The sequence below is a fragment of the Methylomonas montana genome, assembly GCF_030490285.1.
GTDB lineage: Bacteria > Pseudomonadota > Gammaproteobacteria > Methylococcales > Methylomonadaceae > Methylomonas > Methylomonas montana.
The window spans coordinates 4,610,434-4,634,080 of the sequence record NZ_CP129884.1 but is presented as its reverse complement, the minus strand read 5'-3'; the positions used below and the strand labels follow the sequence as shown (position 1 = coordinate 4,634,080).

Annotated in this window: 26 protein-coding genes; 18 read left to right on the top strand and 8 right to left on the bottom strand. The window is 51.1% G+C overall.

Annotated features, from left to right (window positions below; genetic code table 11):
- Positions 1-121: 121 nt before the first annotated feature.
- From gmk to hemL, 3 genes are all read left to right on the top strand, one after another.
- Positions 122-736 (top strand): guanylate kinase, encoded by a 615-nt coding sequence (gene gmk / locus QZJ86_RS21480; RefSeq protein WP_301935627.1) that lies wholly within the window; start codon positions 122-124, stop codon positions 734-736.
- Positions 737-751: 15 nt separating this feature from the next.
- Positions 752-1,198: a hypothetical protein gene (locus QZJ86_RS21475; RefSeq protein ID WP_301935626.1), complete on the top strand. Its 447-nt coding sequence runs from the start codon at positions 752-754 to the stop codon at positions 1,196-1,198.
- A 116-nt stretch (positions 1,199-1,314) separates the two neighbouring features.
- Positions 1,315-2,595, top strand: a complete 1,281-nt coding sequence (gene hemL / locus QZJ86_RS21470) for a glutamate-1-semialdehyde 2,1-aminomutase (RefSeq protein ID WP_301935625.1) — start codon at positions 1,315-1,317, stop codon at positions 2,593-2,595.
- 466 nt (positions 2,596-3,061) lie between these two features.
- Here the strand turns inward: hemL and QZJ86_RS21465 are convergent, their stop codons facing one another.
- The 4 genes from QZJ86_RS21465 to QZJ86_RS21450 form a co-directional block, all read right to left on the bottom strand.
- Positions 3,062-3,349 (bottom strand): L,D-transpeptidase family protein, encoded by a 288-nt coding sequence (locus QZJ86_RS21465; RefSeq protein ID WP_301935624.1) that lies wholly within the window; start codon positions 3,347-3,349, stop codon positions 3,062-3,064.
- Between the two features lie 10 nt (positions 3,350-3,359).
- Positions 3,360-3,707, bottom strand: a complete 348-nt coding sequence (locus QZJ86_RS21460) for a hypothetical protein (protein ID WP_301935623.1) — start codon at positions 3,705-3,707, stop codon at positions 3,360-3,362.
- A 74-nt stretch (positions 3,708-3,781) separates the two neighbouring features.
- Complete coding sequence (locus QZJ86_RS21455) at positions 3,782-4,318, bottom strand: hypothetical protein (RefSeq protein ID WP_301935622.1); 537 nt, start codon at positions 4,316-4,318, stop codon at positions 3,782-3,784.
- 271 nt (positions 4,319-4,589) lie between these two features.
- Positions 4,590-4,754 carry a hypothetical protein gene (locus QZJ86_RS21450; RefSeq protein ID WP_301935621.1) on the bottom strand — a complete coding sequence of 55 codons (165 nt, stop codon included), beginning with the start codon at positions 4,752-4,754 and terminating at the stop codon, positions 4,590-4,592.
- Between the two features lie 248 nt (positions 4,755-5,002).
- On the opposite strand from QZJ86_RS21450, the gene QZJ86_RS21445 reads away from it, so the two are divergent.
- The 6 genes from QZJ86_RS21445 to QZJ86_RS21420 all read left to right on the top strand — a co-directional run bounded on the left by QZJ86_RS21445 (position 5,003) and on the right by QZJ86_RS21420 (position 13,725).
- Positions 5,003-5,659 carry a hypothetical protein gene (locus QZJ86_RS21445; protein WP_301935620.1) on the top strand — a complete coding sequence of 219 codons (657 nt, stop codon included), beginning with the start codon at positions 5,003-5,005 and terminating at the stop codon, positions 5,657-5,659.
- A 29-nt stretch (positions 5,660-5,688) separates the two neighbouring features.
- Complete coding sequence (locus tag QZJ86_RS21440) at positions 5,689-7,032, top strand: DNA recombination protein RmuC (protein WP_301935619.1); 1,344 nt, start codon at positions 5,689-5,691, stop codon at positions 7,030-7,032.
- A 433-nt stretch (positions 7,033-7,465) separates the two neighbouring features.
- Positions 7,466-8,392 (top strand): hypothetical protein, encoded by a 927-nt coding sequence (locus tag QZJ86_RS21435; RefSeq protein WP_301935618.1) that lies wholly within the window; start codon positions 7,466-7,468, stop codon positions 8,390-8,392.
- A 176-nt stretch (positions 8,393-8,568) separates the two neighbouring features.
- Positions 8,569-9,636 (top strand): efflux RND transporter periplasmic adaptor subunit, encoded by a 1,068-nt coding sequence (locus QZJ86_RS21430; protein ID WP_301935617.1) that lies wholly within the window; start codon positions 8,569-8,571, stop codon positions 9,634-9,636.
- Positions 9,633-12,749, top strand: coding sequence for an efflux RND transporter permease subunit (locus QZJ86_RS21425; RefSeq protein WP_301935616.1), 3,117 nt, complete (start codon positions 9,633-9,635; stop codon positions 12,747-12,749). The genes QZJ86_RS21430 and QZJ86_RS21425 overlap by 4 nt, the downstream gene beginning before the upstream one ends.
- 163 nt (positions 12,750-12,912) lie before the next feature.
- Entirely contained in the window at positions 12,913-13,725 is an 813-nt protein-coding gene (locus QZJ86_RS21420; RefSeq protein ID WP_301935615.1) for a sulfite exporter TauE/SafE family protein, read from the top strand.
- A 73-nt stretch (positions 13,726-13,798) separates the two neighbouring features.
- Here the strand turns inward: QZJ86_RS21420 and typA are convergent, their stop codons facing one another.
- The 4 genes from typA to QZJ86_RS21400 all read right to left on the bottom strand — a co-directional run bounded on the left by typA (position 13,799) and on the right by QZJ86_RS21400 (position 17,598).
- A complete protein-coding gene (gene typA / locus QZJ86_RS21415) occupies positions 13,799-15,616 on the bottom strand; it encodes a translational GTPase TypA (RefSeq protein ID WP_301935614.1) in 1,818 nt (605 codons plus the stop codon).
- Between the two features lie 108 nt (positions 15,617-15,724).
- The gene (locus QZJ86_RS21410; protein WP_301935613.1) at positions 15,725-16,117 is read right to left on the bottom strand and encodes a rhodanese-like domain-containing protein; all 393 of its coding nucleotides are present in this window, start codon (positions 16,115-16,117) and stop codon (positions 15,725-15,727) included.
- Positions 16,118-16,129: 12 nt separating this feature from the next.
- The gene (locus QZJ86_RS21405) at positions 16,130-16,699 is read right to left on the bottom strand and encodes a class I SAM-dependent methyltransferase (RefSeq protein ID WP_301935612.1); all 570 of its coding nucleotides are present in this window, start codon (positions 16,697-16,699) and stop codon (positions 16,130-16,132) included.
- Positions 16,696-17,598: a LysR family transcriptional regulator gene (locus QZJ86_RS21400; protein ID WP_301935611.1), complete on the bottom strand. Its 903-nt coding sequence runs from the start codon at positions 17,596-17,598 to the stop codon at positions 16,696-16,698. The genes QZJ86_RS21405 and QZJ86_RS21400 overlap by 4 nt, the downstream gene beginning before the upstream one ends.
- 190 nt (positions 17,599-17,788) lie before the next feature.
- Between QZJ86_RS21400 and QZJ86_RS21395 the strand changes: the two genes are divergently transcribed.
- The 9 genes from QZJ86_RS21395 to QZJ86_RS21355 all read left to right on the top strand — a co-directional run bounded on the left by QZJ86_RS21395 (position 17,789) and on the right by QZJ86_RS21355 (position 23,589).
- Entirely contained in the window at positions 17,789-17,938 is a 150-nt protein-coding gene (locus tag QZJ86_RS21395) for a hypothetical protein (RefSeq protein WP_301935610.1), read from the top strand.
- Between the two features lie 183 nt (positions 17,939-18,121).
- On the top strand, positions 18,122-18,442 hold the full coding sequence (locus QZJ86_RS21390) for a phosphoribosyl-ATP diphosphatase (RefSeq protein WP_301935609.1): 321 nt from the start codon (positions 18,122-18,124) through the stop codon (positions 18,440-18,442).
- A gap of 21 nt (positions 18,443-18,463) precedes the next feature.
- Positions 18,464-18,688 (top strand): twin-arginine translocase TatA/TatE family subunit, encoded by a 225-nt coding sequence (gene tatA / locus QZJ86_RS21385; RefSeq protein ID WP_301935608.1) that lies wholly within the window; start codon positions 18,464-18,466, stop codon positions 18,686-18,688.
- An 8-nt stretch (positions 18,689-18,696) separates the two neighbouring features.
- Positions 18,697-19,020 carry a Sec-independent protein translocase protein TatB gene (gene tatB / locus QZJ86_RS21380; protein WP_301935607.1) on the top strand — a complete coding sequence of 108 codons (324 nt, stop codon included), beginning with the start codon at positions 18,697-18,699 and terminating at the stop codon, positions 19,018-19,020.
- Positions 18,995-19,750, top strand: coding sequence for a twin-arginine translocase subunit TatC (gene tatC / locus QZJ86_RS21375; RefSeq protein ID WP_301935606.1), 756 nt, complete (start codon positions 18,995-18,997; stop codon positions 19,748-19,750). Before tatB ends, tatC begins: the two co-directional genes overlap by 26 nt.
- Positions 19,743-20,426: a YggS family pyridoxal phosphate-dependent enzyme gene (locus tag QZJ86_RS21370; protein WP_301935605.1), complete on the top strand. Its 684-nt coding sequence runs from the start codon at positions 19,743-19,745 to the stop codon at positions 20,424-20,426. The genes tatC and QZJ86_RS21370 overlap by 8 nt, the downstream gene beginning before the upstream one ends.
- Before the next feature lie 57 nt (positions 20,427-20,483).
- Entirely contained in the window at positions 20,484-22,241 is a 1,758-nt protein-coding gene (gene argS, locus QZJ86_RS21365; protein ID WP_301935604.1) for an arginine--tRNA ligase, read from the top strand.
- Positions 22,241-22,882 carry an SPOR domain-containing protein gene (locus tag QZJ86_RS21360; protein ID WP_301935603.1) on the top strand — a complete coding sequence of 214 codons (642 nt, stop codon included), beginning with the start codon at positions 22,241-22,243 and terminating at the stop codon, positions 22,880-22,882. Before argS ends, QZJ86_RS21360 begins: the two co-directional genes overlap by 1 nt.
- A gap of 161 nt (positions 22,883-23,043) precedes the next feature.
- Entirely contained in the window at positions 23,044-23,589 is a 546-nt protein-coding gene (locus QZJ86_RS21355) for a FlgO family outer membrane protein (protein WP_301935602.1), read from the top strand.
- Positions 23,590-23,647 lie beyond the last annotated feature (58 nt).

Below are 23,647 nucleotides of genomic sequence, written 5' to 3'. Positions count from 1 at the left end.
CGGCATTCAAGAAGGGGGCTTAGAAAGGCCTTGCATGATACCACAGTGGCCGCTTAGGGCTTGACTCTTGGCCGTGAACAGAAAAGAATGACGGCCGCATGGATTACCCTTATAAACACAGATGATTACGGGCAAACTTTATATTATTTCCGCGCCGTCCGGGGCCGGTAAAACCAGTCTGGTCAAAAGGCTGACCGCCGAGCTGGACGGCTTGGCGGTGTCGGTATCCCATACCACTCGTGCGATGCGCAGCGGCGAGCAGGACGGCGTCGATTATTTTTTTGTTTCGGCCGACGACTTTAAAACTATGATCGAACATCAAGCGTTTCTGGAACACGCTCAGGTTTTCGACAATTTCTACGGTACGGCTCAACAAACCGTGGAAGACAATCTGGCGCAAGGTCTGGATGTGATTTTGGAAATCGATTGGCAAGGCGCTCAACAAGTCAGACGCATGTTGCCGGAGAGTTTGTCGATCTTCATCCTGCCGCCGTCGGTCGAAGTATTGCGGCAGCGCCTGCAAAACCGGGGACAGGACGATGCCGAGGTGATCGCCAGACGCATGAGCGATGCCGTTACCGAGATGAGTCATTATCCCGAGTTCGATTATTTGATCGTCAACGACGATTTCGCGACAGCCTTGCATCAACTGAAAAGCGTCATCATCGCTAACCGTCTACTGCAAAGCCAACAACAACAAACCCTGGCGCCCTTGCTTCAGAATTTACTCAACTAAAACTTACGACACTTTATGAAAACTAGAAAAATGCCTAATTTCCTGGCGATGTTGATTATTTCATCTCTGGCTATTGTCAGCAGCGGTTGCTCCAGCGACGAAGCGGAAGCACCCAAAACCAGTGCCGGAACCGCTAAAACCAAAGTGGTGCATCGGGTCGATAGTGGCGAAGCCACCGAACCCGAGAAACGCCAATTCGAAAAAGAATTTTCCGCTAAATGTGTCGCCCGGGAACTGAAAAATTCGAATAATAAAGATGTCGACGAAAAACGCTTTCAAGAAAGCTGCGACTGTATTGCTGAACATATCATGAAAGATCTGTCGGAAATCGATGCCGAGAAATATCTGGAGGATCATGAAGATACCCATACTCTACAGATAAAATTCGATGCTGCCGCCTATTTTTGTTTGCAAAACAAACCGCAACCGAAAGGACCGCATTTATTCGGCAAACCACAATAACAATGTAGGTTGGGTTGGCTAGATAAAGCACAACCTGACATTCAAGGCCGACGTGTTGGGTTACCTTCTATCGAGCGGTAACCCAACCTACCCGATTTATCCAATTCATCATCCCCATGACACTATCTTCCGAATTATTTTCCCAAGCCAAGCAATATATCCCCGGCGGCGTCAACTCCCCGGTACGTTCCTTCAGCGGCGTCGGCGGCACGCCGGTGTATTTCGACCATGCAGCCGGCGCTTATGTTTACGACAGCGAAGGCAAGCGTTATATCGATTATGTCGGTTCCTGGGGGCCGATGATCTTGGGCCACGCCCATCCGGACGTGATCGAAGCGGTCAAACAAACTGCCGAAAAAGGCTTGAGCTTCGGCGCACCGACCGAAATCGAAACTGTGATGGCGCAAAAAGTCTGCGAAATGCTGCCATCCATCGAATTGGTGCGAATGGTCAGTTCAGGCACCGAAGCAACCATGAGCGCGTTGCGCCTAGCGCGCGGCTACACTGGCCGGGATAAGATCGTCAAATTCGAAGGCTGTTATCACGGCCATTCCGATTCTTTGCTGGTCAAGGCCGGGTCCGGCGCGTTGACTTTCGGTGTCCCCAGCTCGCCGGGCGTACCCGCCTCGGTCGCCGCCGACACCATTACCCTTACTTACAACGACAGCAATGCGGTGCGTAGCACCTTCGCCGAATTGGGCGATAAGATCGCCTGCATCATTGTCGAGCCGGTGGCCGGCAACATGAACTGCATTCCGCCCGAGCCGGGCTTTCTTGAAACCTTGCGCGAGGTCTGCGACCAGTACGGCAGCGTGTTGATCTTCGACGAAGTGATGACAGGCTTCCGCGTCGGTTTGCAAGGCGCGCAGGGCCTATACGGCATCAAACCGGATTTGACCACGCTGGGCAAGATCATCGGCGGGGGCCTGCCGGTCGGCGCCTTCGGTGGCAGCCGCAAGATCATGGAATATCTGGCGCCGCTGGGTCCGGTTTATCAGGCCGGCACCTTGTCCGGCTGCCCGGTGGCGATGGCCGCCGGTTTGAAAACCCTGGAACTGATCAATCAGCCAGGCTTCTACGAGGCCTTGACAGCCAAAACCGCAAAACTATTGGCTGGCTTGCAAGCTGCCGCCGATCAGGCCGGCATCGCCTTCACGACCAATCAGGTCGGCGGCATGTTCGGATTGTTTTTCAGCGAAGAAAAACAGATTAGCCGTTTCGCGCAAGTGATGCAGTGCAATCAGGACCGGTTCAAACGCTTCTTCCACGGCATGTTGGACAAAGGTGTGTATCTGGCACCGTCGGCTTTTGAAGCCGGCTTTGTCTCCGCAGCACATACCGACGCCGACAGCGAAGCCACATTGAACGCAGCTTCCGTTGTATTCAAGACTCTGTGACCGAGAAACTCCTAGTTCCCACGCGGCGCGTGGGAATGCAGGGCACGCCCGCGTTGCGGGCTTTTTCGCCGCAGCGTGGTGAAATCTTGGCTCCCACGCAGCGCCTGGGAACCAGGAAAATTTGAGTGCTCCGCCGGCAGGGTAAGGCGGAGCATCCGAGACATCGTACCGGCTCAAAACTAATGCTTATAAGCTAAGACCGTCAGATAAAGCCTCCCTGATTGAAGGTGGCCGTGGGATAAGCTTTACACCGGCACTCATCTCTCGGCTACCGGCATCGCATAGGCTGTCATGCTGCTGCGTCTGCGGCTACCCCCAATCCACTAAGCGAGCTACCGAACAAGCCAAATAGCCGACGGCACGGGTCGTTCAGAGTATCGAAATTACCGAAAGTGGAAGGGTTGCCGCCAGGCAGGCTGGATAACATCCGCACTTTGCCGATATTGTCATCTTCGATAATAAGACCTTATTTCAATAATTCTTTGTAGGAATGGACCTTAAACACTATTCCGTTCTTAAACAAACCCATGCCCTCCATAACATTCCTATCCTGCGGCCGGATATGGATACAGCCATGCGAAGGAACCAAAACCACTGGATCGCCGTTTGCAAATTGCGCTTCGTTATCCGGAGTCGTATGGATCATCTCACCAGAAAGGACTTCTCCGCCATCCATCTTCTTATTGCCGTTTAAATCCTTGAAATATCTGACCGCGACGGGGCCAAAGTCGTTAAACACCCATTTATCGGGCACTTTATCGATGTTATATAGCGCCTTGTAATACTTTTTTAAATCCGCATCGGCTGATGCCGATGTCCTTTTTTACCGATGCCCAGCTACCGTTTGCCAATTGATACCAAACGTCGTCCTTTACCTGTCCGACATCTTTTAGTGGAGTACCCCACTTAATCTTCGACATCGGCCATGATGGGGTAGAGTACGAATGCGTATGATGAATGATGTAGGTCCCAGGAGTTGTGGGAATTTCCGCCATGTTAGGATCGCTACCACCGTGCTCCGGCCCACCCCAAGCCTCGAATCGTTTAGTGACCTTTCCATTTTCAATGACTGCAAGCAGTTGCTGTCCTGGGTAAAAGTGAAGCTCTCCCATAATCTACGCCTTTTTTCAAATACCATCGTTAATTGGTCAGTCTCAATGCGATGCAAAGCGGTGCTTGCAAGGCTCTACTCCAACCCGAGCTTAAGCGCGATAACCGGCGACACTTCGCTCTCGGGCGGCGCGTAGAGTTGGGCAACAATCGTATAGTGCCTATTGTTTTGAGTTTTAGGCGAATCAAACTCGACCCATGTCGTTTTACTTCGCATGAAAACCCGCGAATCGCCGAAAATTTTTGTGAGATCTTTGAGCGCCAGTTGCCGAATATTAACGGGATAGAACAAAAGTTCGCTAATTTCCGCGCTTTTTGCTTTGGCCTTGGCAATCACTCTTACGTTGTATTTGTCGCTTTTTATCTGCCAAGATTCTTTATTCTCCGCCAGTTCCGCCTTAGCGGATAGCTCGGTTTCAAGGGAGGCGACCGCAACTTTGCCCTCAAAGAATCGGCTGCTTAATTGTTGCACGAGCGCTATCAATTCGGTATTGCTCACGCTTTCCAGTCCAGGGTCTCCCCCAGCCAAGGTGACCGGGGGGAAGAGGGTAAATGCCGATAAAAATACGACAAACGCCCATTTACATCTGCTCAAGATCGGGTTTTGCATCATGCAATCCTGTTTATATTAACGAATCGGATTTACGCAGGATGGACAAGACGACTGCCAAGCCTTTAAGGGGGAATCTGCCCGCCCGCTCAAGTATTCACTAACTTCAATAGTGAGCCTCATTATGTCACGCTAGTTCGGCCGCGTAAAATCCGGCCAAACTCAACCATCCTCGACCGGTCCGATCGGCACGACTTAAATTTAACAAAGTTTTATAACAAACTGTTCCAAGCCTATACAATCGTTCCAGCCCGCGTAGATACTGTTATCCAAGTCAAGCCAAATAAATAGCCGAATCGGCCTTTTGGGCTGTTAACCACGTCGCAAAGCCTTCGAATGAATTGGGGATGACTTTGGCGCGAAACTTACCGCTAGGCAGGCGTAGCGCGCAATCAAGTTTGACTTTAGCAACATCGATACCGAGATAATATTGGGACATTGAAAACCTCAAATGATCTGCCTTGTGAATGCAGGCTGCCGGAATCCGGGCCGAAGAGACTGTCCGATCGTTGATCGAGGGTGGGTCACTGCGGCAATGATCTACGCGAGGGATTAGAAATCCAAGCTCCGATACGGCATCCAGTGACCCAAACCTGAGGTGTCCCTCAGGTGTGTTTTCACGGTTTATTACAATCGTTCCCGATATAGCCAGAAAACAACAGTCTTTAACTGAATTGGACGAAACAGATGAATAAGCAGCTCAACAACAGCGTATCGGGTTTACCAGCCCGCGGACAAAAACACGGGTATCGACATTTCAAGTTAGCCAAGCGGCCGATTACCAGGTTGAAGCTGATTTATGCGGTCTGTCTATCCATTGCGTTTTCAGGTTTGAGCCATGCAGAGTTTGTCACCCATCCGCTAAGTGAAGCTCCGTCTCCACAGTCACCGGAAACGCCAACACCGGCTGTGCCGGAAGCCGACGATACCAGTCAAGCCAGCCAACCGGAAATTGACTTTAACGAGCAATTTGGCGAAAAGAAACTGGGTACTTGCAGCATGACCTACAAGTTGGAGGGGTTTTCGCTGGCTTATAAACAATATGATGGTACTGGGGAAATAACTTGTCGTAATGGACAAAAGGCTCAGGTGACGCTGTCCTCAAAAAGCATTGGCTTTACGATTGGCTATTCCGTCATCGAGGGAGAAGCCTATTTCACCGACGTAAAATATATCAGCGAGCTATTTGGCGATTATGTTTCGCTGGGCAATCACTTTGGGTTTAAAAACTCGGTGGATAGGCAAGTATTGACCCGAGGCGAAATTTCCTTGGTTATGCTGGGCAGAGGAAAGGGATTTGATATCGGCTTTACGATTGGTGATCTATCCATCAAACCGCGCTAATCCGCAAGTTTTATAAAGAAGAGGTTCTGATGGAAACAGGGATATGGATGGTGCTGGTGGCTATACCTTTTGCGGCTCTGCTTGGCTACGCGGTTTGCGCTTGGCTGAGCGGTAAGCGGCAACTGGACTTGAAAAGCCAGTTGGAGCAGCAACAACAGCAACTCCAACAGCAGGCCGTCAAATTGGCGGTGGCCGAGGAGAGGGTTTTGCTGTTGGCGCAAAAAGAATCCGAGTTGCAAGCCTTGCAACAACAACTGCTCGACTTAAAAACCGAAAACGCCGATCTCAATGCCCGCCAGCAGGAACAGCATAAGAGCAACGCGGAGAAAATCCGCTTGTTACAAGACGCGGAAAATCAGCTAAAAACCCAGTTCGAGAATCTGGCCCACAAGATATTTGAAGAACGCGGTAAGCAGTTTGCCGAACACAACAAAGTCAGCATCGAAACTTTGGTCGCGCCGCTTAAGGAGCAACTCGGCGAATTCAAAAACCGCGTCGAAAGCGTCTACGACAACGAAACCAAGGACAGGATTTCTCTGCGCGAGGAAATTGTTTCGTTGCGCCGCGATACCGCCAAGATGAATCAGGAAGCCTTGAACCTGACCCGAGCGTTGAAAGGCGACCACAAGACCCAAGGCAACTGGGGCGAAATGATTCTGGAAAAGGTGCTGGAACAATCCGGTTTGCGCAAAGGCATAGAATATGAAACCCAAGGTGCATTTCGTGACGAAGACAATCGCCTGTTCAAGCCTGATGTGATCGTTCGCTTGCCGGAAAACAAGGATGTGATCATCGATTCCAAAGTCTCGCTAGTCGCTTACGAGCGCTATTGCTCGGCAGACAACGACAGCGAACGCATCGAAGCCTTGAAACAGCACACCGAAGCGGTTAGAAACCATATCAAAGGTCTAAGCAACAAGGATTATTCCAGCCTGAAAGGCCTGCGCTCCTTGGATTTCGTGTTGCTGTTCATGCCGATCGAAGCCGCCTTTATGGCCGCATTTCAGGCCGACGAAAAACTGTTCAACGATGCTTTCGAGCATAAAATCGTCGTCGTCACCCCAACCACTTTGCTGGCAACCTTGCGCACCGTGCAAAACATCTGGCGTTACGAACAGCAAAACGAGAACGCCAGACTGATTGCCGATAAGGCCGGCAGTTTGTACGACAAAATCAGAGGGTTTGTAGAAGACATAGAAAAACTCGGCAATCAGCTTAATACCGTCCACAAAACTTACGACAGCATCGTCAACAAACTCAGCACCGGTAGCGGAAACCTGCTGCGCCAAGCCAGCGCTTTTGAAGAGTTAGGCGTTAAAGTCAAAAAGAAGCTGCCGAAGAGCCTTACCGAACAAATGCAATCGGAGGATTAGTTCTCTAACGGACCTGGTGAATCGGCATTGTTCATCTATTATGGTCGCAGCAATAATAATAACTTTATTAAATATCTTTATTTTATTATTACTATTAGCACGCGATAATCTGTGGAAAACACTGTTTTTTATTTTAAATTCAATTGATTAAAACTTATTAACGCTGTTATCGGTTGGGTTTTCTGGTTGTTCACTGTTTGGGGATAAACCCGAAACGGTTTTTTGATCGCTACTTATCCACAAATTGTGAGGTGATAGTCCCACATGTTTTCAACAGCAGTGGGATCTGGTTGTGGACAAGTTTTATGGAAACGATTTGGACTTAACCGATAAGCTTAAACCGGTTATCAACCGTGTGAGCATTAGTTAGCGCGTTGCGATAGCAAGGTGCTTTCAGCCTGAATACACGATAGTAAAAACAGAGGCCATCAGCATGAACCACACCAATCCGGATGTTTTCAGTCAGTTGCATATCGACATTGCCCGTAATTCCACTGATGATTTCAATTTGTTTCATGACAGTCGGAAATGGCAGCAGATCAACGGCAACCCGTTCAACGGACCGATTACGCTGGGTTTTCAGCTGGAATCCTTGATTGAGGGAAAAATTGCCGATTTTCGCCGTCAGCGCGACGAACAGAAATTGATTGCCGAACATGGCTTGAACTTCAGCAACTATCAGTTTGCCTTTGCCAATGCCATCAAACCGGATCAAGCGGTCGAGGTCGAGATTAAGGAATCGCAATTCAAATCCGAGCCTTCGCCTTGTTTGAGTAACCGGATTATCGTCAAGGCCGACGGCAATTTGGCATTGATCGGTTATAAAAAAGAAACCGCCAAACCGCTGTTTCTAACTAATCCTGATTTGGCCCGCGTCGGCGAGTTGAAAATCCAGCCTGACCGTTGCTTTCTGAATAACGGCTATTTTTTAAAGCGCAAATTTATGATGACTAGCAACGCCAAGAATTTCCTGTGTGCGTCGTTACGCGATCAAACTGAATATTTCGACGAGCTACAGGACAAGGTGATTTTTCCGGAGATGTTCCCTTGCGCGCTGCTGTCCAGTGCCTTGCTGGAAAAAGCCTTGAAATGGCTGCACGATTTCGAGCGTAATCCCATGGTCTATACTTCGCACAAAATTAGTGTCGACAGGCAGTATCTGGCGCAATTGAAAAGCAATGATGCCTTGCATATTTTGATTAAACCGACGGAAAACTGTGCCGAACATGATTTTGGCGATCTGAACGCCACGCCGCTGGATTACGAATGTTATGGATTGTTCACCGCCGAGAATGCCGTGTTGTTTAGCGCGTTGATCTCTCTGATGCCGCTGGAGTCGATCGGCAAAGCCAATGTTTAACGCGGATTTGGCTGAATTGAACCCGCATCGAACAACTTATCTGGGTTTTTTCTCGTCCCGTCCTTGAGTCGTTTCGAGGCGCGGCGTTGCCGTCCTCTACGCGAATTTCGATTCGTCAAACAACCGCGACGTTAATAAACCGACGGTAGCCATGGAGTTATTTTAAAGGGGATTAAATGAGAGTTTTGTTGCCGTTGTTGATGTTGTTATTGATAGCTTGCGATAAGTCCGCACCGATTCCGCCGACACCGCGCCCGGCGTTGGTGATCACGGTGGGTCAACGCACTGTGGCCGCGCCCACCATATTGGTCGGTGAAGTGCGTTCTCGCTATGAAAGTGCGCAAGGTTTTCGAATCGACGGCAAAATCATTGAGCGGAAGGTCGACGTCGGGGCGAAAGTCAGCAAAGGCCAGCTGTTGGCCAAGTTGGACAGCATGGATACCGGTTTATCCACACAGGCGGCTCAGGCTGAAGTGCGTGTTGCCGAAGCCGATCTGGCCTTGGCAGAAGCCGAGCTGAATAGATACCGTCAACTCAATGTCCGTAAATTCATCTCCGATCAAGCTTTGGATATTCAGGAAGCAAAGTTCAAGGCGGCGACGGCCAAGGTAAAGCAACTGAGCACGCAAGCAGCCGTGACCGGCAATCAATCGAGCTATACCCAGTTATTGGCGGAGCGCGATGGCGTCGTCACTGAAATTCGTGCCGAACCTGGTCAGGTAGTTAAGGCTGGCGAGGTCATCGTGCGCATCGCGGTGCCGAACAGCAAGGAAGTGGTGATTGCGGTGCCGGAGTCGCGGATGGCCGGTATTGCGGTAGGTGTGCCTGCCGAGGTGCGCTTATGGGCCAATTTCAATACCGTTTACCAAGCCAAGGTGCGGGAAGTGGCGCCGGCAGCCGATAGCATCACCCGTACTTTTCAAGTGCGGGTAGCCGTGACGGAAGCCGATAGCGCGGTGCGCTTGGGGATGACCGCCGGTGTGCGTTTTTACCATCAAGACAGCAATGATTTACTGTTGCCGAATACAGCCGTCACGCAACGAGACGGCCAATCTGTGGTTTGGGTGGTCAAGCCCGATACGGGCGAGGTTCAGCCCAGAGCGGTAAGAACCGGTGTTTTCCGTGAAGACGGTGTGACGATTAGCGACGGTCTGCACGATGGTGAGCAAGTGGTGGTAGCCGGTGTGCAGACGTTGGTACCGGGTCAAGTGGTGCGGGCCACCGAGACGCGGAGCCAGCCATGAGACAACGCTTCAATCTGTCCGAGTGGTCCTTGCGCCACCCGGCATTGGTTTTGTATATGATGCTGACGCTGACGCTGATCGGCATGGCGGCGTACACCCGCTTGGGTCAATCGGAAGATCCGCCGTTTACCTTTAAACTGATGATCATCCGCACAGGCTGGCCGGGCGCCAGCGCGTTGGAAGTGGAGCAACAAGTCACCGATAAACTGGAGAAAAAGCTGCAGGAAGTGCCGTGGTTGGATAATTTACGCAGTTATTCTCGTCCCGGCGAATCCATGATTTTCCTTCTGGCCAAGGATTCCACACCGGCCGAGCAAGTGCCGGATATTTTTTATCAAGTCAGGAAGAAAGTCGGCGATATTCGCCATACCCTTCCGGATAGCGTCGATGGTCCGACATTTAACGACGAATTCGGCGATGTTTACGGCAATCTCTATGCCTTGACTGGCGACGGTTACGATTATGCCGAGTTGAAACGTCATGCCGAAACCGCCCGCGCCGAGTTGTTGAGGGTGACGGATGTCGCCAAGGTCGATTTTTTCGGCGAGCAGAAACAACGCATTTATATCGATTTATCCAACGCCAAGTTGGCAACCTTGGGGATCGATACCGCGAGTTTGCTGCATACCTTGCGAGCGCAAAATTTGGTGACCGGCAGCGGTAGTTTTGACTCGACGGATGAACGTATTCGAATGGCCATCAGCGGCCGCTACGACAGACTGGAACAACTGCGCGATTTGCGTTTGCGCGCTAATAACAATGAATTCCGGCTCGGTGACGTCGCCAAAGTCAGTCGGGGCTTTGAAGATCCGCCTAAGGACAGAGTGCGTTACAAAGGGCGGGAAGCGTTGCTGATCGGCGTAGCGATGCGCGACGGTGGCGATATCATCAAATTGGGCCGCGATCTGGATGTCTCGGTCGCGGCGATTCAAGCACAATTGCCCATAGGCTTGGAACTGCACCGCGTATCGTCACAGCCGAAAGCTGTGCAACGTTCGATCAATGAGTTCGTTAAATCATTGACCGAAGCGGTGGTCATCGTATTGGGTGTTAGTCTGTTGTCCTTGGGCTTACGCACCGGCATCGTGGTGGCGATCACGATTCCGGTGGTATTGGCCACCACTTTTTGGCTGATGTATTTGTTCGGCGTCGGTTTACACAAGATTTCCCTCGGTGCATTGATATTGGCGCTCGGTTTGCTTGTCGACGATGCCATCATCGCCGTGGAAATGATGGCGTCCAAAATGGAGCAAGGTTGGGAGCGCGCACGCGCCGCCGCATTTGCCTATACCTCGACCGCGATGCCGATGTTGAGCGGCACACTGGTAACCGCGGCCGGATTCTTGCCAATTGCCACCGCTCAGTCGACGACTGGCGAATATACCCGTTCGATTTTTCAGGTCGTCGTCATCGCCTTGTTGGTATCTTGGTTCGCGGCCGTGGTATTTGTGCCTTATCTGGGTTATCGCTTGTTGCCGGACTTGACTCAGGATCGGCACCGGCCATCGGCTTGGGCACGATTTTGGGCACGGTTATTGAGGCAAGCTCAGCCCACGCACGACAAAAGTCATGGACACGACCTGTATCAAACGCCGTTCTACAAGCGCTTTCGGGCTTTGGTGGCTTATTGCGTGATGCATCGCTGGCTGGTGATTTTTTTGACGATAGCGATGTTCGCGGCTGCCATTTTTGGATTTAAATTTGTCCAGCAGCAGTTTTTTCCGGATTCCACCCGCCCGGAATTGATCGTTGATCTGCGTTTGGCGGAAGGCTCGTCTTATGCCGCTACCGAAACCGACGTAAAAAAATTCGAGTCCTGGTTGGACCAGCAAAGTGGCATCGATAATTACGTGGCCTATGTCGGCAACGGCAGTCCGCGTTTCTATCTACCGTTGGATCAGCAAATGCCGCAACGGAGTTTTGCCCAGTTTGTGATCCTGACCGATGGCGCCGAGGAGCGAGAACAACTGCGTCGCAAGCTGATTGCCCTATTCGAACACGATTTTCCAAGTCTGCGTGGTAGCGTGTTGCGTTTGGAAAACGGCCCTCCGGTCGGCTTTCCGGTGCAATTTAGAGTATCCGGCCCGGATTTGTTGACCTTGCGCACGCTTGCCAGGCAAGTGGCCGAGGTGATGCGGTCTAATCCCGAGCTTTCCAATGTGCAACTGGATTGGGAAGAGCCGGTGAAAGTAGTGCGGATCAATGTCGATCAATCCAAGGCTCGCCTATTGGGAATCGGTTCCGACGATATTGCCAATCTGGTTAATGGCGCTTTTCAAGGACTGTATGTCACCGAATTTCGCGAAGGCATAGAGCGCATCGATTTGCTGGTGCGCGGTGCCGAGACCGAACGCAAGCATCTGTCCCGTTTGCAGAATCTGATGATACCCACTATATCCGGCCGCAGCGTGCCCTTGTCGCAAGTCGCCGAATTGGATTACGGTTTCGAAGAAGGCGTGATTTGGCGGCGCAACCGGATTCCGACCGTCACGGTGCGGGCTAATCTGTACGGCACTGTGCAGGCGCCGATGGTCTCGGCCCAGGTCGAGGAAAAGTTAGCCGACATCAAGCGTCAATTGCCGGCCGGTTATCGCCTGGAAACCGGTGGCGCGGTCGAGGAATCGGCCAAGGGTGGCAGTTCGGTGGCGGCCGGCATGCCTTTGTTTTTGTTTAGTGTGTTGACGGTGTTGATGATCCAGCTGCAGAGTTTTTCGCGGGTGGCCTTGGTGCTGTTGACCGCGCCGCTGGGCATGATAGGCGTTACGCTGTTTCTGCTGATTTTCCATCAACCCTTCGGCTTCGTGGCGATGCTGGGCACTATTGCGCTGTCGGGGATGATCATGCGTAACTCGGTGATTCTGGTCGATCAGATCGATCAAGACAAACAGGCCGGGCGTTCGGATTTCGATGCCATCGTCGATTCCACCGTGCGTCGGTTTCGGCCCATTGTGTTGACGGCGGCGGCGGCGATACTGGCGATGATACCGCTGACCAAAAGTGCATTCTTCGGGCCGATGGCGGTCGCGATCATGGGCGGATTGACGGTGGCCACCGCACTGACGCTGCTGTTTTTGCCGGCTTTGTATGCCGCGTGGTTCAGAGTGTCGGCGTAAATCGATGAAACAAGTTCAATAAGCTGTTGCGTCGTGTGTCTTCTGGATGACTAATATCTAAAAATTAAATATTCATATGCCTTTTAATCATTAATACGCTGAGCAACCATGCTGGCATAATGCATTTGCTTATCTGATTCTACGAAGTAAAAGGTAATTAATTATGAATTTAATGTATACGGCATCCGGTTTTGCCGTGGGTATGCTGGTGGGTGTCACTGGCGTGGGCGGTGGTTCCTTGATGACGCCGTTGTTGGTGTTTTTATTCGGTTTTAAACCGGCGGTCGCGGTCGGTACCGATTTGCTGTACGCCTCCATCACTAAAACCGCAGGCGTGTTTGTCCATCACGGCAAGCACGGTTCGGTGGACTGGAAAATCGTCTGCTGGTTGGCCTTGGGTAGCCTGCCCTTTGCCGGTCTCACGCTATATGTGTTGAAAAATCTGATGGCGGTTGGCACGGAAGTGACTGGCACGATTACGTTTACTTTGGGTGTGGCACTGTTGTTGACGGCTTTTGCGCTACTGGTACGCAGCATCCTGTTGCGCAGGGCGGCCAAGACGCCGGTCATTGACGATGATCATAGTACCCAGGAAAACAGCGGCCGCTTCTCGCCACGTTGGGAAAAAGTGGCAACCGTGATGACTGGCGCAGTGTTGGGCGTGTTGGTGACATTGTCCTCGGTCGGTGCCGGGGCCTTGGGTACGGTAGCTTTGCTGTTCCTGTATCCCAGAATGACGACGTTGAAAGTGGTCGGTACCGATTTAGCGCATGCCATTCCGCTGACGGCGGTGGCCGGCTTGGGCCATTTGAGTCTAGGCAATTTCGATTTGGATTTATTGATCAGTTTGTTGCTGGGCTCGGTGCCGGGGATTTGGGTAGGTAGTCATTTTAGCGCCAAGATTCCGGAATATGTGCTGCGTCCGGTATTGGCGACTTTGTTGCTGGTGATAGGCTTGAAGTTTGTGACGCAATAAAACGCCAATTTAACGGCACGCATTAAAAAACCCGTTCTCGTATAACGAGAACGGGTTTTTTTATTTGGTCTGACTATTTTGATGCGTTCGACGCGCGTTTACGTTCGTTTTCAGTCAACAGGATTTTACGTAGACGAATCGATTTAGGGGTTACTTCGACTAATTCATCGTCGCTGATAAACTCCAGCGCTTGCTCTAAAGTCATTTTTTGAATTTTGGCGCAAGTCAAACTATCGTCGGTGCCAGCGGCACGAATATTGGTCAATGGCTTGGGTTTAGTTGGGTTAACCACTAAATCATTACCACGCGAATGGATGCCAACCAATTGGCCTTCATAGATTTCATCGCCATTCACCACTAATAGCTCACCGCGAGCCTGCAGAGGGTATAAAGAGTAATCGACCGCTTTACCTTTAGCCATAGAGATCAAAACGCCGCGAACTCGATTACCCACGGCACCTTCTTTCACCGGGCCGTAATGGTCGAATACGTGATAGAACAAACCCGACCCTGAAGTGGCTGTTAAGAACTCGGTTTGGAATCCGAGCAAGCCGCGGGAAGGCACAATATATTCCAGACGGATACGACCTTTACCATCCGGCACCATGTCTTTTAGATCACCTTTTCGATCACCTAATTTTTCCATGATAGTGCCTTGATGCTGCTCTTCCACTTCAATCGTGACATTTTCATAGGGTTCCGATTTAACGCCATCGATTTCCTTGATAATCACTTGGGGACGCGATACGCCCAGCTCGAAACCTTCGCGGCGCATATTTTCGATCAAGACCGATAAATGCAATTCGCCACGGCCTGATACTTTAAATTTATCCGGATCATCCGTGGTTTCAACACGTAGCGCGACATTGTGTTGTAATTCTTTTTGTAAACGATCATAGATTTGGCGCGTGGTAATGAATTTACCTTCTCTACCCGCAAACGGTGAATTATTGACTTGGAAGGTCATACTCACGGTTGGCTCGTCGACCGATAAAGGCGGTAAGGCAACTACATTATTCGGGTCGCATAAAGTTTCCGAGATTTTTAGATTTTCAATACCGCAGAAAGCAATAATGTCGCCCGCTTGCGCAGTTTCAACTTCAATACGGTCCAAGCCATGGAAACCGTAAAGTTTCAACATGCGGCCATTGCGGGTTTTACCTTCGTTATCGACGATGGTCAGCGACATATTACGTGTCACTTTGCCATGCTGAATGCGACCGATACCGATAACCCCGACGTAAGAGTTATAGTCCAAACTGATGACCTGCATTTGGAAGGGCGCATCAACTTCAACCGGCGGCGGTGCCACTTTATCGACGATGGTTTGAAACAGCGGTGTCATATCGCCGCCGGATACGTCGGCTTCCAAGCCGGCAAAACCGTTTAACGCCGAGGCATAAACGATCGGGAAATCCAATTGTTCATCCGTTGCGCCTAAGTTATCGAACAAATCGAAGGTTTGATCGACCACCCAATCAGGACGGGCGCCAGGACGGTCAACCTTGTTGATCACCACGATAGGTTTCAGGCCCAAGGCAAAGGCTTTTTTAGTGACGAAGCGGGTTTGCGGCATAGGGCCGTCGACGGCGTCGACCAGCAGCAAAACCGAATCCACCATCGATAACACCCGCTCCACTTCGCCACCGAAGTCGGCGTGGCCAGGGGTGTCGACGATGTTGATGTGATAGCCGTTCCAGTCGATCGCGGTGTTTTTAGCCAGAATGGTGATGCCGCGTTCTTTTTCCAGCGCGTTGGAGTCCATCACCCGTTCGTCGACTTTGGTATGAGCGTCGAAGGTGCCGGATTGTTGCAATAACTGGTCGACGAGGGTGGTTTTGCCGTGGTCGACGTGGGCGATGATCGCGATGTTTCTGAGTTTTTCTATCACAATAATTTACTAGATGATTTTTTAAGGAACAGATAAGCCGGCTCGATTCGACGAACCAGCGAGGTTTAGTAACGGCTTACGAGTTTGCGCGGGCCGATTGGTGAGGGCTTAACTTTGTTGCCAAGGTAAACCGTGGAAACGCCAGCCTCCGAGATTGCCGCGGTGTTTATTGTCATCCAGCGGACCTTCAAAGCCTTCCAGGATGTTGATCGGGTGTTGATAGCCGGCGGCTTCCAGTGCTTTGGCGGCGTCTACAGAGCGTTGTCCGCTGCGGCACAACAATAAAACCGGCGCGGATTTATCCGGGGCATGTTGTTGCACTTGGTTTACAAAGCCATTGTTCAACTGCATACCGGGAAATTCTTTCCAGGCGACATGAATCGCTCGCGGCGGGTGGCCGACAAAGCTATGTTCGATGGCTGTCCGGACATCGATGAGTACCGCGGCCGGATTATTTTCCAATACAGCCCAGGATTGTTTAGGGTCGAGATTTTCTATCATTAATTTACCGCTTCATTTTTGCCCTATAAAACAGGCTTCGTTTCTATTGCCGAACCGCACATCGCCGAGTTTTGCGTATTCCTGGTAAAAAACCAGGTTTAATGGACTGAACAGCGTTAACAATTCGTTGTGTGCCAATAAGTAGTCGGGATTGCTGGGGCCTTGTTGGTCAAGTTTGTTGCGGGTAAATGTTTGATAAAACAGCAGGCCGCCCGGTTTCAAGGCTGCCATTATCGCATTACACAGGGTTCGGTCAAGAAAACGACAGATGACAATCACATCGTAAGTCTGTGGGGTTAGCGTTTCGGTGCCGATATGACATTGGCGGGTAGCGATATGAAGGCCTTGATCAATGGCCGCTTGGCGTAGTATTTGTAGGCCGGCTGCGGATATATCCCACGCATCGACTTGCAAACCGCAGTTGGCCAGAAACAGCGCATTGCCGCCCAGGCCACAGGCTAAATCCAGCGCCCTGCCTGATTCGGGCAGCAAGTATTGGTGTCGAGCCAGCACCTCGGCTGCTGTGGTAGGTGTATCGGCTTTACTATAGACGGCATCCCATTTGTGTTGCAGATCGATCATGGATTCATGCCGATCCGGTGCGGTAACCAAGCCTGAATAAACTCCAGAAACGAACGTACCTTGGCCGACATGTATTTACGGTGCGGGTAAACGGCATAAATTTCCAGCGGCGAGATGCCGTATTGCTCCATCACTACTTGCAAGCGGCCTTGCTCTATATCGCGACCGACGATGTAGCGCGGCAACATGATTAAGCCCAAACCATTCACTGCAGCATTACGGATCGGGTCGGCCATATTGGCTTGCATCCGTCCGGTGACAGTGACGGTGCGTTCGCCAAGGATGCCCTTGAAGCGCCATTTATTGCGCGGCGGAATGGCCCAGTTGATCAGGCAGCTGTGATCATCCAAATCTTCCGGATCCTGCGGGATGCCGTGTTTTTTTAGATACTCGGGGGAGGCGCAGACCACCAGCGACGAGCTAGCCAGCTTACGAGCCACCAGACTGGTATCGTTGAGTTGTCCCAAGTAAATAGCCAGATCGACGCCCTCGTCGACCAAATCGACTTGGCCGCCTTTCAGTACCATCTCCACCGACAGGTCCGGGTAGTTTTTTAGATATTCGGTCAGGCCCGGCGAAATATGGCTGGCGCCGATGACCGGCGGTGCCAATATCTTCAACACGCCGCGTGGCTCCGTCTGCAAGTGGGTGATCGCCGATTCCATCTCGGCGACGTCGAGCAGCACTTGCTGACAGCGTTCCAGATAGGCTTCGCCGGCCTCGGTCAAGCTTAAGCTGCGGGTCGTACGATTAAACAGACGTGTATTCAGCTCGCTTTCCAGCTGCATGATGTGTTTGGTGGCCATGGCCCTGGAGATATCCAAGTCTTTGGCGGCGCCAGCAAAACTGCCGGCCTTGGCGACGCGGACAAAAACATTCATGCTGGTTAATTTGTCCATGCTATCTCCTGTAACGTAAAAAGTTTATCAAAATGCGTTGACATTTTAATTGTTTCTTAATTTTATACAATTTATTTAATAAAAGCCTAATTGTAAACTTTTTTCTATCCTGTATAGTAGCCACCAACTGAAGAGCAAACGCAAGAAATTTTGTCAAGCACAAGATTAGAAAGCAGAGGATTTGAGCACAATGAACGAATTTAAAAAAGACATCTTAATCGGCACACTGTTTATCGCCGGTATTTGGAATTTTATTTCCGGATTGTTTGTAATCTCCACTGTATTGTTCGCTGCTACCTCGATGTTCAGCAATATGTCTGCAAAGGCGCTGAACAATTGATCCCCGAATTTGTAACTACCTCCTGGTGTTGTAATAACGAGCGGTAACCTCCTTCTAAAGCACTCCGCTGGTTTCTTTGCCTCCCTCTGCGCAAGCATTGGGAGGTTTTTTTTGCCTGTAGATTTTTTTTGGCTGTTTCGGCAACGTGCTATGATTTCGCAGCCCACAATTAAGATAAAAGTAATGAGCGACGTTTTACAGCAATTAGCCCTGGTCCTGGAGCAGCGTAAGCAGCAAACCGCCGACCAATCCTATGTGGCCAGCTTGTATGCCAAAGGCTTGGATCACATCCTAAAAAAGATTGGCGAAGAAGCTACTGAAACGGTGATTGCCGCTAAGGACGGCGACAAGGATAAGATAGTGTATGAAACCGCCGATCTTTGGTTTCATTGTATGGTGATGTTGGCGCAACAGGGCTTGGGTCCCGAACATGTGATCAATGAATTGCAACGCCGCTTTGGGTTATCCGGTTTACAGGAAAAAGCGCAGCGCGACGCGTCCTGATGGTTAAATAAGGAGTGAAAAATGGGTTTAAGTATTCCTCATCTATTGGTGGTTCTGGTGATCGTCATATTGGTGTTCGGCACCAAGCGCCTGAAAAATGTCGGTGCCGATCTTGGCGAAGCGATCAAGGGTTTTCGCTCCGCGGTTAAGGAAGGCAAGGAAGGCGGCGAAGACAAGACTATCGTCCGTAAGGACGAAGAGATTCTGGAAGGTGAAGTCACTAACAAAGAGAAAGATCAGGCTTAGTTCGCGATATGTTCGATGTCGGATTTTCAGAACTATTGATGGTTGGCTTGGTAGCGTTGTTGGTGCTTGGTCCGGAAAAGCTGCCGAAAGCGGCGCGCTTGGCAGGATTATGGGTAGGAAAAGCCCGCACCGTGTTGGCCACTGCCAAGGCTGAAATCAAGCAGGAATTGCATGCCGAGGAAATGCGCCAGTTAATGCAGCAGCAAAGCATAACCGGCGAATTAGAGAAGGCCGTGCAAGAGACCCAATCAGCCCTTGATGATATTAACTTCAATGTTCAGGCTGTGAACGAAACCAATCAGGACGATGACAAACCAAACACCGCAGGATAAAGAGCAGTCTTTTTTTAGCCATTTGGTCGAGTTGCGCGACCGCCTGTTGAAGGTGGTGTTGTGTGTGTTGCTGGTGTTCGTTGGTACCGCCAGTTACGCCAACGAGATTTATGCCTATCTGGCCGAGCCGCTGTTGCAGCATATGCCGAAAAACAGCACGATGATCGCCATCGATGTGGCATCGCCGTTTTTCACGCCGTTCAAGCTGGCTTTCGTGGTGGCGGTGTTTATCTCGATACCGATTATCCTTTATCAATTCTGGGGCTTCGTGGCGCCGGGGTTGTATCGCCATGAAAAACTGATGGTTGCTCCGCTGTTACTGGCCAGTACGCTGCTGTTTTACGGTGGCGCGGCCTTTGCGTATTTTCTGGTATTTCCGCTGGTGTTCGGCTATCTGACTTCGGCGGCGCCGGTCGGCGTGGCGGTGATGACCGACATTACCACCTATCTGGATTTTGTGCTGGCGATGTTTTTCGCCTTCGGTTTATCGTTCGAGATCCCGATTTTTACCATCGTGCTGGTGTGGACAGGCATCATCACTCCGGAAACCCTCGCCGAAAAAAGACCGTATGTCATCGTCGGCGTGTTCGTGATCGCGATGTTTCTAACCCCGCCTGACGCCTTATCGCAAACCCTGCTGGCGGTGCCGATGTGGTTGTTATTCGAATCCGGTCTGCTGTTTTCGCGGCTGTTTGTCAAAAAAGACGCGGCGGCTGAGGATCATGGATAGTATCGCTCGGCGTTTCGCTACGGTACGCGAACAACTGCGTCAGGCCGAAATCACAGCGCAACGTCCGTTCGGCAGCGTGCAGCTATTGGCTGTCAGTAAAACCAAACCGGCTGGCGATATTGCCGCCGCGTATCGGATCGGTCAGCGCCATTTTGGCGAAAACTATTTACAGGAAGCCCTGAAAAAACAGCAGGAATTGGCGGCGTTCAATATCAGCTGGCATTTCATCGGGCCGATTCAATCCAATAAAACCAAGCCTATCGCTCAGCATTTTGCCTGGGTGCACAGCGTCGATCGCCTGAAAATAGCCGAGCGCCTCAGTGAGCAGCGTCCCGACTATTTGCCGCCTTTGAATATCTGTTTGCAAGTCAACATCAGCGACGAAGCCAGCAAGTCCGGCATAGAATTGACCGATTTGCCGACACTGATCGAACAAGTCGGCAAACTGCCGCGCTTGCGTTTGCGCGGGGTGATGGCGATTCCTGAGCCGCAGCAAGATTATCAAGCACAATGTCTGCCCTATCGACGGCTTTATCAAGCGGTACGGCACCTTAATCGTAGCGATCTCGATACCTTTTCGTTTGGAATGAGCGGCGATTTGCAGGCGGCGATCTCCGAAGGTTCGACGCTGGTGCGGATAGGCACGGCGCTGTTCGGCGAGCGTCCTAGCCAATAATTTGTTTTTAATGGATAATGGCGGCTATTTTCCGATAAATCCCCATTTTTCAACGCGATGAAACAAAAGCTGGAATCCCTTTTACAACAAGCCGTTACAGCCCTTAAGACTCAAGGTATTCTCGAAAACGATTTTATTGCGCAAATCAATTTAGAGCGCACTCGCGATGCGCAACATGGTGATTTCGCCACCAATCTGGCGATGTTGCTGGCCAAGCCGGCTAAACTAAATCCTAGACAACTGGCCGAAAAAATCGTCGCAGCCCTGCCGAGCGATGCGATGGTCAGCAAGGTTGACATCGCCGGCCCCGGATTTATCAATTTCTTTATCAATCCCGATAGTCAGTTCCAGATCGTCAAACAGATACTCGATGCCGGATCGGAGTTCGGTTTAAGTCAGGTCGGCGCCGGCAAACGGGTGCAAGTCGAGTTCGTTTCCGCCAATCCTACCGGTCCCTTGCATGTTGGCCACGGCCGCGGCGCTGCTTACGGTTCTGCAGTGGCCGACTTGCTGGCAGCCGCCGGTTTTCAAGTCGAACGCGAATACTATGTCAACGATGCCGGCCGGCAGATGGATATTCTCGCCACCAGCGTCTGGTTGCGTTATCTGGAAGCCTGTGACGAGGTTCTGCCTTTCCCCAGCAACGGCTATCGCGGCGAATATGTCCGGGAAATTTCCGCTAATCTGCATAAGAAAGCCGGCGACGCTTACCGCAGAGCCGCCGAGCTAGTGATGGCGGATTTACCCGCCGACGAGCCGCAAGGCGGCGATAAGGAAAAACATATCGATGCGTTGATCGAGCGTGCCAAAGCGTTGCTCGGCGAGGCCTATAAAGAAGTGTTTCAAGCCGGCCTGGACGAAATTCTGGACGATATTAAAGACGATTTGGCCGAATTCGGCGTCAGTTACCAGCAATGGTTTTCCGAGCGTTCGCTGATGGACGATCACTCCGTCGAACAAGCGCTAAAGCGCTTGGATGCGGCCGGTTATCTGTATCAGCAAGAAGGCGCTACCTGGTTTGCCTCCAGCCGCCTGGGCGACGAGAAGGATAGAGTAGTGGTGCGCGATAATGGCCAGACCACTTATTTTGCGTCCGATATCGCTTATCACATGAACAAGCTGGATCGCGGCTTCGATCAGATCGTCAATATCTGGGGCGCCGACCATCACGGCTATATTCCGCGCGTGAAAGCGGCGATGCAGGCCTTGGGCGCAGACGAATCCAAATTGAAAGTATTGCTGGTGCAATTTGCAATCTTGTATCGGGGCGACGAAAAAGTGCAGATGTCGACCCGCTCCGGCGAGTTCGTCACGTTAAGACAGTTACGCAACGAGGTTGGTAAGGATGCTTGCCGCTTTTTTTATGTGATGCGCAAGTCCGAGCAACACATGGATTTCGACTTGAAATTGGCTACCTCCAGAACCAATGAAAATCCGGTTTACTATGTGCAATACGCCCATGCCAGGGTGTGCAGCGTGTTGCGGCAGATCGACGAAAAAGGCCGGCAACGCAACCCGCATTTAGGTATGGAGAATCTAAATTTACTGACCGAAGAGCAGGAAGCCGCGTTACTGACTACACTTTCCAAATATCCGGAAGCACTGGAGCGCGCCGCGGTTAATTACGAGCCGCATCAACTGATTCATTATTTGCGGGAACTGGCCAATCAGTTTCATAGCTATTACAACGCGCATCAGTTTCTGGTTGACGACGACAAACTCTGCAATGCCCGGGTCAATTTGATTTGCGCAGTGAAGCAGGTATTGGTCAATGCCCTGACGCTACTGAAAATTAACACGCCTGAAACGATGTAATGGCCAGAGACTATAAACACCGCGTTCAGAGCGCCAGTTACGTCAATAGCCGCAGAAAGCCGAAAAAATCCTCGGTGGCGCTGTGGCGCTGGCTATTGGTGATCGTGCTAATCGTGGCTTTTGGGGTGTTTCTGAACATGATCCGGCAGATGGTGCCGGAATTGGTTGCCGGCAAACCGGAAGCGGAAAATCCGCCGATAGCTGAAAAACTAAAACAGGAATTGCCAGTAAAGGTGCCAGTGGCAGCGGCCGCCGAGTCGGAAAAACCGGCCGAGCCACAACCACCCGCGGAACCCGAAGAACCTCGCTACGATTTCTATACCATTCTGCCGCAGGCGGAAGTGGTAGTGCCGGATTACGAAATCAAAACTAGGGTTCGAGAACAACTGGTGGGCAAAACCAAAGCGGCTAAATACATCATGCAGGCCGGTTCTTTCCGCGAAGCCTCCGAAGCCGAACGGCATAAGGCTAAGCTAGCGCTGCTCGGTATCGAGTCGCGTGTTGAGAAAGCCAAGGTCGGCAATGTGATTTGGCATCGAGTTAAAGTTGGCCCTTACGATAATCCTGCCAGCGTTTCCACCATTAAGGAACTGTTGCAGAAGAATGGCATTGGGGTGATCGTCACCGAAAGCGGCCAATGATGCCGGCTCCGGCGCCTAATCTGTCTGGTGGTTTAAGTTCGCCAAAACAATTGCCAAATATCGGCTAGCCTTTACGGCTTGGGCCGCAGCGATAATAATTCGATTGACTCGTTTGCTGTTTTAAGCTCTGATAACTTTGAAAATTTCGAGAGGAGATCCTTATGTTCAACAGAAAGACAATGGCGTTGATGCTTTTGGCGCTGACCATGCTAGGTGGTTGTTACCGGTTTTCCCGTCCGGAAATTAAGGACGACAATTTGGTGGAAGTGAGTTATCAGGTTGTCAATCAACTCATTCTCGATTTACGGCAGCCTTTACCCAGAGGTAGTCTGGTGGTGATCAATTCCTTGGTCAATGTTGACGATCTGGGCCAATCCCTGCCGTTTGGCCGGATTGTTTCCGATCAGATTTCTTCTGCTTTTCATCGCTCTGGCTATCAGGTGATGGGAATGGAATTGCCAACCGAAATTTTTGCTAAAAACGAAGCCGGCATTCTGCAGCTCCCCGAAAAAACCAAGGAAGCCTTGAATAACGTCGGTGCCAAGGCCGTGGTAATCGGCTCGTTTGCACCCGGTCACGATAACGTTTACGTTTCTTTAAGGGTTGTCGAGATTGCCAGCCAAAACGTGATTTCCTCAGCCGACTACTCGGTGCCAATGGGGCCGGACGCCAAGGCATTGGTGACAAAACCGCAAACCAAGCAATAAGTTTTCTCCGTAAAGCGGAGTGCCTTTCGGCATTCCGCTTCCAGTTGCCGGCGTCTAA